The sequence below is a fragment of the Methylobacterium soli genome (assembly GCF_008806385.1).
Taxonomy (GTDB): domain Bacteria; phylum Pseudomonadota; class Alphaproteobacteria; order Rhizobiales; family Beijerinckiaceae; genus Methylobacterium; species Methylobacterium soli.
Map to the genome: position 1 here is coordinate 109,226 of NZ_VZZK01000007.1, position 14,195 is coordinate 123,420.

A 14,195-nucleotide genomic window follows, 5' to 3' on the forward strand; every position below is an offset into this window, starting at 1 on the left:
CTCAGTCGAGATCGCGGCGACCGCCGTAGCCGTAGCCATAGCCGTACGGGGTCACCCCGGCGGGGCGATAGGCCCGGCGCGGCGCTGGGGCGTAGCCGTCGATCGCCTCGACGCCCATCTGCATGCCGGCCGACATCAACCCGCCGCTCTCGTAGGAGCGCGCCCCGCGGCTCGCGGTCCGGCCGCCGTCCGAGCGCCCGGCGAGGAGATCGCTGCCCTCGATGCTGACGCGGGTGTTGCCGAGACCCTGCGCCTTCACGAGGCTGAACAGGGTCGCGGCATTCCTCGGCGAGAGCCGGACGCAGCCATGCGAGGCCGGGCGGCCGAGCTGGCGCGTGTGGTTGGTGGCGTGGATCGCGTGCCCCTGCATCGTGAAGAAGATCGCGTGGGGCATCGGCGCATCGTCCCATTCCCGCGAGAAATGGGTGCGCTCCATCCGGAACGGCCGGTAGGTGCCGCTCGGGGTGTCGTAGGCCTCGACCCCCGTCGAGACGGGCCAGGAATAGCGCGGCGTCCCGTCGACCGCGACGGACATGCGCTGGTCGGCCTTGTCGATGGTGATGCGAACCTCCGCCGAGGCCGGCGTCGGCAGTATGGCCGCCAGAAGTCCGGCGGCCATAAATCCGAAGGCCAGGAGGGAGGCCCACAGGCCTTCGGCCGACGGGAGCGCGGGGCGTGGGAAGCGCATGGGCAGCCTTCGAAGCGGCAAGGATGAAACAGCAAGGATGAGGCGGCAAGCGTGACGCTGCCATGGCTACGCCGTGACGCTCGGGAAGTTCCAGCCACGGTTGCGTCGGCGCGCGCCTCCGGTCCGGTGGCGAACCAACCGCAACGTCTGCGCGTATCCCCGTGCGGCTCGGATCAGGACCGCGCGACAGCGGAGAACCACCCGGGCATGGCATCGACAGCGGCAGGTCGCGCGTGTGGGGACGACAGCCAGGGTGAGGGCAGCCGCCGGCGCCGCATCCGAACCGAGGCCCGCCGCCTCTCCGCCGCCGTCGCGGCCCCCGGCCTCCTCTTCTGGGCCTCGGTCCTGGCGGTTCTCCTCGTCGATGCCGTCTGGCTTGCCGCCGCCGGCATCGTGCCCGCCCTGCCGGGCTTTGCCGCGACGGCGGCCCTGGTGGCGGCCCTGCTCGCGGCTGCGGCCTATTGGGGACGCGTCCGGTCGGAGCCGTCCCTGCGCGCCATGGCGCTCGCGAGCGCGGGCCTGATCGCCTTCACGGTCCCGGTCGCGGTGCTGCATTACCTGACCGCCACCCTGGCGCGACCCCTCGTCGATCCCTCGCTCGCCCGCATCGAGGCGGCCCTCGGCTTCGACTGGAACGCCCATCTCGCCGTCCTGATCGCGCATCCGGCGCTCTCGTGGTGGCTGGCGCTGGCGTATCATTCCAGCGGGCCGCAGGTCGGCCTCGTGGTGATCGCGCTCGGCGCCACGCGGCGGCTCGGACGGCTCTGGACCTATCTGCGCCTGTTCTGCGCCGGGCTGATCGCCGTCGTCGCCATCGCGGCGCTGTTCCCGGCCCTCGGCCCCTACGCCCATTACGCGCCCACCCGACTGCCGGCCGAGTCCCTGGAGACGGTCGGCGCCCTCTGGCACCTCGAGCCCCTGGCGAGGCTGCGCAGCGGCGCCGTCCGGACCCTGGCGCTCAGCGATATCCGCGCGCTGGTGACCTTCCCGTCCTTCCATGTCTGCCTCGCGATCCTGACGGCCTGGGCGCTGGCCCCCGTCCGGTTGATCGGCCCCCTGGCGATCCTGCTGAATGCCGCCGTGGTGGTCGCGACGCTTTCGGCCGGCGGCCATTACCTGCCGGACGTCCTGGCCGGCGCAATCCTGGCCGGCGCGCTTCTGGCCGGCGCGATTCTGGGCCTCGTGCGGGCGCGCCGCCCCGCCCTCCAGCCCGGGCCCCTGCGCGCCGCGGAAGGCCGCCTGGCCCGCGGCGAGCACCGGGCCGCACTCGCCGTCGAGGCCGCCGAGATGCGCCGCTGAAGCGCCCTCTGCCGCCCTGCCGACATGGGACCCTGGGGACCGGTTTGGTCCCAGTGCGCGCGCCGGATCGAGGATCGAGGGCCGTCGGATGGCCGGGCGCGGGATGCTCAGCGGCCGGGCGCGTCCTCGGACAGCTGCATCACCAGGCGGGTCGCGAGGTAGAGGCGCGGCGTCAGGCTGTCGAGCACGGCGAACTCGTCGGCGCTGTGATAGCGGCCGCCGACCACGCCGAGGGATTCCAGCACCGCGGGCTTGCCCGGGGAATCCGGCTGGAAGGCGTAGGCCGCGTCGGTGCCGCCGCCGATCTCGACGAGCTTCAGATCGCCGCCGATCTCGCGATAGATCGCCTGGGCCCGCGCCCCGAGAGCACGGGTGTCCGGGTTCGCCGGCAGGGGCGGCCGGCCCTTGGTGAGGGCGAACGTCACCTCGGTGTCGGGCACGCGGTGGGTCTCGGTGATCCGGCGGGCCTGCGACAGGACGCGCTCGGACTCGGTCTCGTCGAAATAGCGCATGTCGCCCTCGGCCTTGGCCGCGTCCGGGATGATGTTCGGCTTGGTGCCCCCCGAGACCACGGTCCAGTGCAGGCTGGTGCCCTTGCGCGGGTCGCCGAGGTCCTGCAGCTGGAGGATCTGGTGCGCGATCTCCGTGACGGCGTTGCGCCCGGCTTCCGGCGCGCCGCCCGCATGGGCGGAGCGGCCCTTCACGGTCAGGCTCGCGTAGTTGATGCCCTTGGTGGCGATGGTCGCCGCGTCGACCGCCTCGTCGGCGAAGCTCGGCTCGAAGGACAGGACCGCGTCCTGGTCCGCCGCGATCGCCCGGATCTCGTCCCGCGAGCCCCGGGAGCCGCGCTCCTCATCCGGGTTGAACACCACCGTGATCGTGCCGAACCGCGCGAAATCCAGGCTCTTGAGGGCCGCCAGGGTGTGCAGGATGATGGCGATGCCGCCCTTGGCATCGGCGACGCCGGGGCCGTAGGCGCGCCCGTCCCGCTCCGTGTAGGGCCGCTTGGCCGCATCCCCCTCGCCGAAGACCGTGTCGTAATGGACGAGCAGCATCAGTTTGCGGGTGCCCGTGCCCTTGAGGGTGCCGATCAGGGTGTTGCCCCCGAAGACCGGCGCCGGGCGGGTCTCGACGCTGGCGCCGAGCGCTTCGAGGCGCGCCCGCAGGCTGGCCTCGACCCGGGAGAGGCCCGCCACGGTGCCGGTGCCCGTATCGACGTTGACGAGCCCCGCCAGGGTCTCGCGCAGGGGCTGGTCCTGCGCCTTCACGGCGGCGAGCACCCGGGCCTCCGGCTCGGCCCTCGCGGCGACGGGCGCGAGCGTGAGGGCGCCCGCGAGGAGCAGGGCACCGGCGCGCCGGCGCGCGGCGGGGCTGGAATCGGGAAGGGAGCGGGTCATGCGGGCATCCGTCCGGACTGAGGGGTCAGGGGCGAGGTAGGGTGGCGCGGGCACGGGGCCAGCCCGAGCCCGGACCAGGGGTCGCGGGAGCCGCCCGAGCGCTGCCGGCCTCAGGCGCGCTCGGCCTCCGGCCGGGCCGCCTCGCACGGGCAATCCGGGAACGGCATCCAGTCCGTGAACGCGTCCGTCGGGTAGCTGTGGTCGCAGGACGAGACGTGCCAGGGCCGGGCATCGCCGAAGCGCTTCGGATCCCAGCGGATCACGGCGCGCCGGTCTGGCTCGTGGCGGCTGATGGCGATGATCCAGCGGCCATCCTGCGGAGCCCGGTCCATGGACCTCCAGGTGAACATGACACCCTCCCGCCGGCTGTTGGTGCGCGATGGCGCAGAACCGCACCGGTGACGGCGCAGGAACGCACGAAGCCCTAAATCCGTTCGTGCGGTCCGTGGCGATCGTGGCGAGCCGGTTCTCGCGAACCGGCGACGCGTCGACGACACGTTTCAAATCAACGTCCGCAAACAGGATCGAGATGCCGCTCCGTACCGCGACAGCTTTCATCGGCATGATGATTTTTCCCCTGGCGGTGCAAGCCGAGGAAAATTGTCCGAAGAATTTTCAGAACTACGGAGTCTTCCTTCAAGCGAAGCAATCCTGCGGTCGCGACAGCGAATATCCGTTCATGACGATCATGAAAGCCTGCGCCAAGGAGACCCCGCGGGAGAAGGCCGTCACGCTGATCGATGGCGGGCGGCGGGCCTTCGCCCGGGGCGTGATGCGCAGCAGCCTCGGCAGCATGTGCGCGGAGGTGTTCGCCCAGCTGCCGGCGGCGCCGCCCGCCCGCAAGCGCTGAGGCGGGAGCGAGCCGGGGCAGGGTTCGGGATCCTAAGCGCCGCGGAGACCCTTCGGCAAAGCCCCCGCCCCGCCTCGGCGGCGGTTCTTGCCTCGCCTCGGCGGCAACCCTGGCCCCGCCTCGGCGGCGGTCCTTGCCTCGCCGCGGCGGCCCTGGCCCCGCACGATGGCGCGGCCTCGGGATGGCCGAGGGCCGGATGACGCAGGCGGATGGTACTCAGTCGACCAGAACGCCGAAGCTGTGCAAGACTGACGGCCATCGGTTCGAGGGCAGCGCCCGGGACGCCCGAACGCAGCACGGTGCGAGGAAAGCGATGGTTCGTCTGAACGTGAACGGGGCCGTGCGCGAGGTCGAGGCCGAGCCCGACACGCCGCTCCTCTGGGTGCTGCGCGAGCAGGTCGGCCTCACGGGCACGAAGTACGGATGCGGCATCGCCCAGTGCGGGGCCTGCACCGTCCATCTCGACGGCGCGGCCGTGCGGTCCTGCTCGCTGCCGCTCTCGGCGCTCACCGCGGAGCAGAAGATCGTCACCATCGAGGGCCTGTCGGCCCACGCGGATCACCCGGTTCAGAAGGCCTGGGCTGCCCTCGACGTGCCGCAATGCGGCTTCTGCCAATCTGGCATGATCATGGCCTCGGCCGCCCTCCTGGCGCAGAACCCGCACCCGAGCGAGAGCGAGATCCGCGCCGAGATCACGAATATCTGCCGCTGCGGCACCTACAACCGGGTGCTCGCCGGGATCCAGCTCGCCGCCGAGGGCGGCCAGGGCGGCCGCGGTTGAGCCGGGAGAGAGCGATGCGCTTCGACATGGATATCCCCGCCGCCCCTTCGCCGGCCCCTTCCCCCGCCCATTCCCCCGGGCGGTCCGCGCCCGTGCAGGCTTCCCGCCGCGCCTTCCTGGCCGGGGCGGCGGCCGCCGCCGGCGGCTTCAGCCTCGGCTTCCACCTGCCCGGGCCTGCGGCGGCCGCGGCGCCGGCCGTGCCGGAGGTCAATGCCTGGGTGGTCGTGCGCCCGGACGAGACCGTGGTGATCCGCATCGCCCGCTCCGAGATGGGCCAGGGCACCCTCACGGGCCTTGCCCAGCTCGCCGCCGAGGAGCTCGGCTGCGACTGGGCCCGCGTCACCACCGAGTACCCGACCCCGGGCCAGAACCTCGCCCGCGGCCGGGTCTGGGGCGATTTCTCGACCGGCGGCAGCCGCGGCATCCGCGAGTCGCACGAGATCGTCCGGAAGGGCGGCGCCGCCGCCCGGATGATGCTGATCGAGGCCGCCGCGCAGGGCTGGAGCGTGCCGGCCTCCGCCTGCCGGGCCGAGAAGGGCGTGATCACGCACGCCGAATCCGGCCGCACCACCACCTACGGGGCGGTCGCGGAGCGGGCCGCCACGCTCGCGCCCCCGAAGGAGGTGGTGCTCAAGGACCCGAAGGACTGGACCATCGCGGGCCAGCCCCTGAAGCGCCTCGACACCGCCCCCAAGCTCGACGGCAGCCAGGTCTACGGCATGGACCTGACGCTGCCCGGGATGCTGAACGCCGCGATCCGGGACTGCCCGGTGACCGGCGGCACCGTGAAGAGCTTCGAGGCCGGGGCGGTCGCCGGCATGCCGGGCGTCAAGCGCGTCGTGCAGGTGGGCGAGACCGGCGTCGCGGTGATCGCCGACACGTTCTGGCGGGCGAAGACCGCCCTCGACGCGCTGCCGATCGTCTGGGACGAGGGCCCGAATGCGGAGGTCTCGAGCGCGAGCATCGCGGCGGTGCTGCGCGAGGGGCTCGACGCGCCCGAGGCCTATATCGGCAACAAGGCGGGCGACGTCGCGGGCGCCCTGCAGGGGGCCGACCGGGTGGTCGAGGCCGTCTACAGCGTGCCCTTCCAGAACCACGCCACGATGGAGCCGATGAACGCGACGGCGCGCTGGACGCCGGAGCGCTGCGAGGTCTGGACACCGACCCAGAACGGCGAGGCGGCGCTGGCGGCGACCGCCGAGGCCGCCGGGCTCTCGGCGGCGAAATGCGAGGTCTACAAGATCCATCTCGGCGGCGGCTTCGGCCGTCGCGGCGCCACCCACGATTGGGTGCGCCAGGCGGTGCTCATCGCCCGGGAGATGCCGGGCACGCCCGTCAAGCTGATCTGGACCCGCGAGGAGGACATGACGCACGGGCGTTATCATCCGATCACGCAGTGCCGGATGCGCGCGGCCCTCGATGCGAAGGGCGACCTCACCGGCCTGCACATGCGGATCTCGGGTCAGTCCATCCTGGCCGCCATCATGCCGCAGCGGATGGTCAACGGGCGTGATCCCGTGACCTTCCAGGGGCTCAATCCGAGCGGCCCGGAGGCGACGCTCGGCTACACGATCCCGAACATCCTCGTCGACCACGCCATGCGCAACCCGCACATCATCCCGGGTTTCTGGCGCGGCGTGAACATGAACCCGAACGCCATCTACCTCGAATGCTTCATGGACGAGCTCGCCCACGCGGCGGGCCAGGATCCCCTCGCCTTCCGGCGCAAGCTGATGGCGAACCACCCGAAGCACCGCGCCGTCCTCGACGCCGTGGCGGACAGGATCGGCTGGTCCACCAAGCCGCCGGAGGGGATCGCCCGAGGCATCGCCCAGATGATGGGCTTCGGCAGCTACGTGGCCGCGGCCGCCGAGGTCTCGGTGAGCCCGGACGGCAAGCTGAAGATCCACCGCATCGTCGCGGCGACCGATCCGGGCTACGCCCTCAACCCGCAGCAGATCGATGCACAGATCGCCGGATCCTTCGTGTACGGGCTCTCGGCCGCGCTCCACGGGGCCTGCACGGTGAAGGACGGCCGCATCGAGCAGACGAACTTCGACAGCTACCCGGTGATGCGCCTCGACGAGATGCCGGCGGTGGAGACGATCGTCATGCCGTCGGGTGGTTTCTGGGGCGGGGTCGGCGAGCCGACGATCGCGGTCGCGGCGCCGGCCGTCCTGAACGCGGTCTTCGCCGCGACGGGCAAGCGCGTCCGCAACCTGCCCCTGGCCAATACGGACCTGCGGCGCGCATGAGGCGCATGCGGGCCGCCCCGGCCCTTGCCGCCCCAGCCCTGTCCGCGCCGGCGCTCGCGCGGGTGGCCGCCCTCTTGTGCGCCCTCGCGGCCGCCCTCATGGGCCCCCTCCTGCCCTGCCCGGCGGGCGCCGTTGAGGGCCGCCCGCCCCCGGGGGCGGCCGCCTGCACCGGCTGCCACGCGGCCGGGGCCGCGATGGGGCCGCTCGCCGGGCGCCCCGAGGCCGAGATCGTCGCGGCGCTCGCGGATTATCGCTCCGGCGCGCGCCCGGCGAGCGTGATGAACCGCATCGCCAAGGGCTTCACGGAGGGCGAGAGCCGGGCCATCGCGGCCTATTTCGCGCAGATCGGTCCCGAGCGATGAGCCGGCCCGGCGCAAAGACGCGACGCAGCCTCCTGCGGACGGCCGCCACGGCCTCGGCGGCGCTCGCCCTCGCGCGGTCCGGCCTGCCGCGCCCGGCCCTGGCGGGGGCCGCCCCCCGGGTCGTCGTCATCGGCGGCGGCTTCGGGGGCGCCACCGCGGCCCGCGCCCTGCGCCGGGGCGGGGTCGACGTCACCCTCGTGGATTCCCGCGCCACCTACGTCGCCTGCCCCTTCAGCAACGAGGTGATCGTGGGGCTGCAGCCCCTCGCGGCCCAGAGCTTCGGCTACGGCAATCTCGCCAGGACCGGGCTCACCTTTGTCGAGGCCACCGCGACGGGCGTCGATGCCGCCGCCCGGACGGTGCGGCTGTCGGACGGCAGCAGCCTGGCCTATGACCGCCTCGTCCTGTCGCCCGGAATCGACCTGCGCTTCGACGCCGTGCCGGGCTACGACCCGGAGGCCGTGACGGCGATGCCGCATGCCTGGAAGGCCGGAGAGCAGACGGCGCTCCTCGCCCGCCAGCTCGAGGCGATGCGGGAGGGCGGCACCGTCATCCTCAGCGCGCCGGCCAACCCCTATCGCTGCCCGCCCGGCCCCTACGAGCGCGCCAGCCTGATCGCCCACTTCCTCAAGACCCGGAAGCCGCGGGCCAAGCTCATCCTGCTCGACGCCAAGGACAGCTTCTCCAAGCAGCGCCTGTTCGAATCCGCCTGGGCGGCGCTCTATCCCGACCTGCTCGAATACGTGCCGCTCGCCGCCGGCGGCGGAGTCACGGCGGTCGAGCCCGCCACCATGACGGTCCGGACCGACTTCGCCGAGTACAAGGCGGATGTCGCCTGCATCATCCCGCCCCAGCGGGCCGGGGCCATCGCGGCGCTCGCGGGGGCGGCCGACCGGAGCGGTTGGTGCCCGATCGACCCGGTCACCTTCGAATCGACCCTGGTGCCCGGCATCCACGTGATCGGCGACGCCGCCATCGCGGGGTCGATGCCGAAATCGGCCTTCTCGGCAAATGCCCAGGCCAAGGTCTGCGCGCAGGCGGTGATCGACCTGCTGGCGGGCCGCGCCCCGGAGGCGCCGAAGCTGATCAACACCTGCTACAGCCTCGTCGCGCCGGGCTACGGCATCTCGGTCGCCGGGGTGTTCCACCCGGTCAACGGCCAGCTCGCCGACGTGGAGGGCGCGGGCGGGATCAGCCCCGTCGACGCGCCGGCCTCGGTGCGGGCGCAGGAGGCCGCCTACGCGGCCGACTGGTATCGCACGATCACCCGGGAGGTCTTCGGGTGAGGCTCGGGCGCCGGGTCGCGCTCACGCTCCTGGTCCTCGCCTCCGCGGCCTCCGCGACGCGGGCCGAGGAGGCGGGCCAGCCGCTGCGGCCCGTCACGATCGTGGGAGACGCCATCCCGGCCTCGCTCACCGGGGCGGCGGGCGATCCGGCCCGCGGGCGCGCCCTCGTGCTGGACCGGACCCGCGGCCTCTGCCTCCTCTGCCATGCGGGGCCCTTCCCCGAGGAGCGGTTCCAGGGGAACCTCGCCCCGGACCTGTCGGGGGTCGGCGCGCGCCTGTCCGAGGGCCAGCTGCGCCTGCGCCTCGTTGACGGCCGTCGCGTGAACCCGCAGACCATCATGCCGGCCTATTACAGCCTGGCGGCCCGGACGCGGGTCGCCCGGGCCTGGCAGGGGCGGCCGATCCTCGAGGCCGGCGAGATCGAGGACGTCGTGACCTTCCTGGCAAGCCTGCGCGGGCCGGCGCGCGATCAACGGACGGGACCATGAACCGCTCGGCCAAGGACGATCTGGCGAAGGACGATCTGGCGAGAGACGACGGGAGGGGCGCGATCAGCCGCCGGCATCTCCTCGCCGGGGCGGCGACCTCCGCCCTCCTGGGCACGCTGCGGCCCGCCGAGGCGTCCCAGCGCACCGAGACCACGCAATCCGCCATCCGGCGCTTCGCGGGCGAGGCCGAGATCCGGGGCGGGCGCGTCAGCCTCGATCTGCCGCCGCTGGTCGAGAACGGCAACACCGTGCCCCTCACGGTCGCGGTGGAGAGCCCGATGACGGAGGCCGACCATGTCCGCCGGATCGGGATCTTCAACGAGAAGAACCCGCAGCCGAACGTCGTCACCCTGCATCTCGGCCCCCGGGCCGGACGCGCCCAGGTGGCGACCCGGATCCGGCTCGCCGACACGCAGCGCATCACCGCCATCGCGGAGATGAGCGACGGCACCTACTGGTCGGCGAGCGCGGACGCGATCGTCACCCTCGCGGCCTGCCTGGAGGGCTGAGACCATGGCGCGCGCGCTGATCAACCTGCCCAAGACCGCCAAGGCCGGCGACGTCATCGAGATCAAGACCCTGATCTCCCACCCGATGGAGACGGGCTTCCGGCCCGGGCCCGACGGGCGGATCCTGCCGCGCAACATCATCACCGAGTTCCTCTGCCGCTTCGAGGGCGAGGAGATCTTCCGGGCCGAGCTGTTCCCGGCCTCGGCCGCGAACCCCTACCTGACCTTCACCACGGTCGCGACGCGCAGCGGCACCTTTCAGTTCACCTGGCGCGGGGATGGCGGCTTCGACCAGACCGAGACCGCGACCCTGACGGTGGCGTGACGGCGCGCGGGATGATCCGGACCGCGACGGCGGCGCTGGCCGCCCTGCTCCTCGCGCCCGGGCCGGCGGCGTTCCCGGGGGAGATCGCGCCCGCGGACAAGCGCTCGGGGTTCGCCGAGATGGGCCCCGCGCTCCAGGCCATGCAGCGCGACGACACCGCCCATCCGGGCATGCTGTGGGTCCAGGACGGCGCCGATCTCTGGGCCCGCGCCCCGTCGGCCGACGCGCCGGCCTGCGGCGGCTGCCACGGCGAGGCGCGCGCGAGCATGCGCGGGGTCGCGGCCCGCTACCCCGCCTGGGACGCGCGCAGCGGCCGGCCGATCGATCTGGAGGACCGGATCAACCAGTGCCGGCGCACCCATCAGCAGGCCGAGCCCTTCGCCCGCGAGAGCGCCGACCTCCTCGGCCTCACCGCCTTCGTCGCCCTGCAATCGCGCGGGATGCCGCTCGCGCCGCCGGACGATTCCCGCCTCGCCCCGGCGCGCCAGGAGGGCCGCGCCCTGTTCGAGGCCCGGATGGGCCAGCTCGGCCTGTCCTGCGCGATCTGCCACGACGACCATTGGGGCCGGCATCTCGGGGCGGCCGTCATCCCGCAGGGCCACCCGACGGGCTACCCGCTCTATCGGCTCGAATGGCAGGGACTCGGCTCGCTGCAGCGCCGGCTGCGCAACTGCATGAGCGGCATGCGGGCGGAGCCCTACCCGTTCGGGGCGCCGGAATACGTCGCCCTCGAACTCTACCTCGCCGAGCGCGCGGCCCCGCTCCCGCTTGAGACGCCGGCCCTGCGCCCCTGACGCCGGCGCCCGACGAGGCCGACGGCATCGGGAACAGGCCCCCGCGAATGCGGGCGGCATTCCTCCGCCGGACCTCATGAGGCTTGAATTCAGAGGCCCGGGCCTCAGGCCGGGAGGCGCCCCTCCTCGGCGGCGTGGCAGGCCACGCCGTCGCGCAGCTGCGGCACCTCGCTGCGGCAGCGCGCATTCGCCAGCGGGCAGCGCGGGTTGAAGCTGCAGCCCGGGGGCGGGTCGATCGGGTTCGGGATCTCGCCCGCCACCGGCACGCGGCTGCGCCCGATATGAGCGAGGTCGGGCACCGCGTCGAGGAGCATCCTGGTATAGGGGTGGCGCGGCCGGACGAAGATCTCGCGCCCGCCCCCGACCTCGACGAGGCGCCCGAGATACATCACGCCGACCCGGGTCGCCATGTGGCGCACGACCGCGAGATTGTGGCTGATGAACAGGTAGGTCAGCCCGAGCCGGTCCTGCAGGTCGCGCATCAGGTTGAGGATCTGGGCCTGGACCGAGACGTCGAGGGCCGAGGTCGGCTCGTCGCCCACCAGGAACTCGGCCTCCGAGGCCAGCGCTCGCGCGATGGCGATGCGCTGGCGCTGCCCGCCCGAGAAGGCGTGCGGGTACTTGCGGGCATCGTCCGGGTGCAGCCCGACGAGCTCCAGGAGCGCGCCGACCCGGGCCCGGATCGCCGCCTCGCCCTGGATCAGGTCGAAGGCCCGGATCGGCTCCGCCACGATCGCGCCGACGCGCCAGCGCGGGTTCATCGAGGCATAGGGGTCCTGGAAGATCATCTGGATCCGGGCGCGCAGGCGCCGCCGCGCCGCCGCCTGGCGCGGGTCCGTCATGGAGATGCCGCTGATCCGGACCTCGCCGGCGCTCGGCGGCAGGAGGCCCACCACCATCCGGGCCACCGTCGACTTGCCCGAGCCGGATTCGCCGACCAGCGCGAAGGTCTCGCCCCGCGCGATGCTGAAGGCGACCCCGTCCACCGCCTTGAGGCTCTGGCGCGGCGCCCGCTCGATCACCCGGTTGAGCCAGGGCTTCGACACGTCGAAGACCCGGCGCAGGCCATCGACCTCGACATAGGGGGCAGCGACGCTCATCGGACCTGCAGGGGCTCGGCATGGGGAGCGGCCCCGCCGGCCGCGTCGGCATCGTAGAGGTGGCAGGCGACCGCGCTCGTGCCGATCCTCGCCGGATCGGTGCCGATCCCTCCGGGCTCGGTGCCGACCGGAATCGGCTCCGGCCGTTCGACGCGGCAGCGCCCGAACACCTTCGGGCAGCGCGGATGGAAGGCGCAGCCGGGGGGAATCGCGGTGAGCCGCGGCATCGATCCGGGGATCTGGGCAAGGCGGCCGGCCCCTTGCGTCAGGGTCGGGATCGCCCCCATCAGGCCGATCGCGTAGGGGTGCCGGGGATTGCGCACCACGGATTCGATGGGGCCGATCTCGGCGATGCGCCCGGAATACATCACGGCGACCCGGTCGGCGGCCTCGGCGATCACCCCCATATCGTGGGTGACGAGCATCACGGCGGTGCCGTGGTCGCGGCAGAGTCGCTTCAGCAGGGTAATGACCTGGGCCTGGACCGAGACGTCGAGGGCGGTCGTCGGCTCGTCGGCGATGATCAGCTCGGGCTCGGCCGCGAGCGCCAGCGCGATCACCACGCGCTGGCGCATGCCGCCCGAGAACTCGTGCGGGTAGCCGTCGATGCGCCGCTCCGGCGCCGGGATGCCGACCTCGGCCAGGAGGTCGACGGCCCGGTTCCGCGCGGCCCGGGCCGACAAATCGGTGTGGGTGCGGATCGTCTCCACGATCTGCTCGCCGACCCGGTAGAGCGGGTCGAGGGAGGTCAGCGGGTCCTGGAAGATCATGCCGATGCGCCGGCCCCGGACCCGGCGCATGCGCTCGGGCGGCAGGGTGTCGATGCGCTCGGTCCCGAGGTGGATCTCCCCGCCGACGATGCGGCCCGGCGGGTCGAGGAGCCCGATCACCGCGGAGCCCGTCACGGACTTGCCGGCGCCGGATTCGCCGACGACGCCGAGGATCTCGCCGCGGCCGATCTCGAAGGAGACGCCGTCGATGGCCGGCAGGCTGCCGGCCCGCGTCTCGAAGGCCACCCGCAGGTCGCGCACGGTGAGGATCGGTGCGCTCATTGCAGCTTCGGGTTCAGCGCGTCGCGCAGCCAGTCGCCCAGCAGGTTGATCGCCAGCACCAGCCCGGCGAGCGCGAGCCCCGGGAAGGCGACGATCCACCATTCCCCCGAGAACAGGAAGCGGTTGCCGGTGCGGATCAGGGTGCCGAGCGAGGGCATGGTCTCGGGCAGGCCGGTGCCGAGGAAGGACAGGGTCGCCTCCGTGATGATGGCGAGCGCCAGGTTGATCGTCGCGATGACGAAGACCGGCCCGGTCACGTTCGGCAGGACGTGCCGGACCATGATGACGGGCGCGGACAGGCCGATGAGGCGCGCGGCCTGGACGTAATCCTTGCCCCGCTCGACCATCACGGAGGAGCGCACGGTGCGGGCGTATTGGACCCAGAACGAGAGGCCGATCGAGACCACGATGAGCAGGATCGTGGCGTTGGTGTCGAGCGCGCCGCCGAAGGCCGCCTTGGCGACGCCGTCGACCACGAGGGCGATCAGGATGGCCGGGAAGGTGAGCTGCACGTCGGCGATCCGCATCACCAGGGCGTCGGCGATGCCGCCGAAATAGCCCGCCACCAGCCCGAGGGCGATGCCGAGGCTGCCCGAGACCGCGACGCCGAGGAGGCCGATGATCAGCGAGAGGCGCAGGCCGTAGAGCACGGCGGAGAGCACGTCGCGGCCCTGGTCGTCGGTGCCGAGGAGGAAGGGCGCCTGGCCGTCCGCCGCCCAGAGCGGGGGCAGGTTGGAGTTGATCAGCTCGAGCTGGGCCGGGTCGTAGGGGTTCTGCGGCGCGATCCAGGGGGCCGCGAAGGCGAGCCCGAAGAGCAGGAGCGTGACGGCGAGCGCCCCCATGGCGAGCTTCGAGCGCCGGAAGCTCGCCCAGAGGTCCGAGCCGAGGAACCGGGCCAGGCCGGGGCGCGGGGCCTCCGGTGCGGGCGGAGCCGCCCCCGCGATCGGCGCCGCGAGGGCGGCCTCGTGCGCGGAGATCTCGTGCGCCGAGGTCTCGTGCGCGGACATGC

The 14,195-nt window shown here is 73.0% G+C and carries 16 protein-coding genes; 10 read left to right on the forward strand and 6 right to left on the reverse strand.

The window, feature by feature from the left end; all coding sequences use genetic code 11:
* Window position 1: 1 nt before the first annotated feature.
* On the reverse strand, window positions 2-619 hold the full coding sequence (locus tag F6X53_RS08770; protein WP_150999742.1) for a L,D-transpeptidase: 618 nt from the start codon (window positions 617-619) through the stop codon (window positions 2-4).
* A gap of 276 nt (window positions 620-895) precedes the next feature.
* Here F6X53_RS08770 and F6X53_RS08775 point away from each other — a divergent pair, with 276 nt between their 5' ends.
* On the forward strand, window positions 896-1,987 hold the full coding sequence (locus F6X53_RS08775) for a phosphatase PAP2 family protein (protein WP_150999578.1): 1,092 nt from the start codon (window positions 896-898) through the stop codon (window positions 1,985-1,987).
* A gap of 107 nt (window positions 1,988-2,094) precedes the next feature.
* Here the strand turns inward: F6X53_RS08775 and F6X53_RS08780 are convergent, their stop codons facing one another.
* On the reverse strand, window positions 2,095-3,384 hold the full coding sequence (locus F6X53_RS08780) for a glutamate carboxypeptidase (protein WP_150999580.1): 1,290 nt from the start codon (window positions 3,382-3,384) through the stop codon (window positions 2,095-2,097).
* 110 nt (window positions 3,385-3,494) lie between these two features.
* The gene (locus tag F6X53_RS08785; RefSeq protein WP_150999582.1) at window positions 3,495-3,734 is read right to left on the reverse strand and encodes a hypothetical protein; all 240 of its coding nucleotides are present in this window, start codon (window positions 3,732-3,734) and stop codon (window positions 3,495-3,497) included.
* A gap of 29 nt (window positions 3,735-3,763) precedes the next feature.
* On the opposite strand from F6X53_RS08785, the gene F6X53_RS08790 reads away from it, so the two are divergent.
* The 9 genes from F6X53_RS08790 (at window position 3,764) to soxA (ending at window position 11,034) form a co-directional block, all read left to right on the forward strand.
* Window positions 3,764-4,234, forward strand: a complete 471-nt coding sequence (locus F6X53_RS08790; RefSeq protein ID WP_150999584.1) for a hypothetical protein — start codon at window positions 3,764-3,766, stop codon at window positions 4,232-4,234.
* A gap of 313 nt (window positions 4,235-4,547) precedes the next feature.
* Window positions 4,548-5,015: a (2Fe-2S)-binding protein gene (locus F6X53_RS08795; RefSeq protein WP_150999586.1), complete on the forward strand. Its 468-nt coding sequence runs from the start codon at window positions 4,548-4,550 to the stop codon at window positions 5,013-5,015.
* 14 nt (window positions 5,016-5,029) lie between these two features.
* A complete protein-coding gene (locus tag F6X53_RS08800) occupies window positions 5,030-7,270 on the forward strand; it encodes a xanthine dehydrogenase family protein molybdopterin-binding subunit (protein WP_238296416.1) in 2,241 nt (746 codons plus the stop codon).
* Entirely contained in the window at window positions 7,267-7,632 is a 366-nt protein-coding gene (locus F6X53_RS08805; RefSeq protein ID WP_244965544.1) for a c-type cytochrome, read from the forward strand. The genes F6X53_RS08800 and F6X53_RS08805 overlap by 4 nt, the downstream gene beginning before the upstream one ends.
* A complete protein-coding gene (locus F6X53_RS08810) occupies window positions 7,629-8,918 on the forward strand; it encodes an NAD(P)/FAD-dependent oxidoreductase (RefSeq protein ID WP_150999588.1) in 1,290 nt (429 codons plus the stop codon). Before F6X53_RS08805 ends, F6X53_RS08810 begins: the two co-directional genes overlap by 4 nt.
* A complete protein-coding gene (gene soxX, locus F6X53_RS08815; RefSeq protein WP_373875900.1) occupies window positions 8,915-9,406 on the forward strand; it encodes a sulfur oxidation c-type cytochrome SoxX in 492 nt (163 codons plus the stop codon). The genes F6X53_RS08810 and soxX overlap by 4 nt, the downstream gene beginning before the upstream one ends.
* The gene (locus F6X53_RS08820) at window positions 9,403-9,915 is read left to right on the forward strand and encodes a SoxY-related AACIE arm protein (protein ID WP_150999589.1); all 513 of its coding nucleotides are present in this window, start codon (window positions 9,403-9,405) and stop codon (window positions 9,913-9,915) included. Before soxX ends, F6X53_RS08820 begins: the two co-directional genes overlap by 4 nt.
* 4 nt (window positions 9,916-9,919) lie before the next feature.
* Window positions 9,920-10,240 carry a thiosulfate oxidation carrier complex protein SoxZ gene (soxZ, locus tag F6X53_RS08825; protein WP_150999591.1) on the forward strand — a complete coding sequence of 107 codons (321 nt, stop codon included), beginning with the start codon at window positions 9,920-9,922 and terminating at the stop codon, window positions 10,238-10,240.
* Window positions 10,241-10,251: 11 nt separating this feature from the next.
* A complete protein-coding gene (gene soxA / locus F6X53_RS08830) occupies window positions 10,252-11,034 on the forward strand; it encodes a sulfur oxidation c-type cytochrome SoxA (RefSeq protein WP_150999593.1) in 783 nt (260 codons plus the stop codon).
* A gap of 104 nt (window positions 11,035-11,138) precedes the next feature.
* Here soxA and F6X53_RS08835 read toward each other — a convergent pair whose 3' ends face one another.
* The 3 genes from F6X53_RS08835 to F6X53_RS08845 are packed head-to-tail and all read right to left on the reverse strand — an operon-like array spanning window position 11,139 to window position 14,193.
* Window positions 11,139-12,134, reverse strand: coding sequence for an ABC transporter ATP-binding protein (locus F6X53_RS08835; RefSeq protein ID WP_150999595.1), 996 nt, complete (start codon window positions 12,132-12,134; stop codon window positions 11,139-11,141).
* Window positions 12,131-13,186, reverse strand: coding sequence for an ABC transporter ATP-binding protein (locus F6X53_RS08840; protein ID WP_150999597.1), 1,056 nt, complete (start codon window positions 13,184-13,186; stop codon window positions 12,131-12,133). The genes F6X53_RS08835 and F6X53_RS08840 overlap by 4 nt, the downstream gene beginning before the upstream one ends.
* Window positions 13,183-14,193, reverse strand: a complete 1,011-nt coding sequence (locus tag F6X53_RS08845; protein ID WP_150999599.1) for an ABC transporter permease — start codon at window positions 14,191-14,193, stop codon at window positions 13,183-13,185. The genes F6X53_RS08840 and F6X53_RS08845 overlap by 4 nt, the downstream gene beginning before the upstream one ends.
* Window positions 14,194-14,195 lie beyond the last annotated feature (2 nt).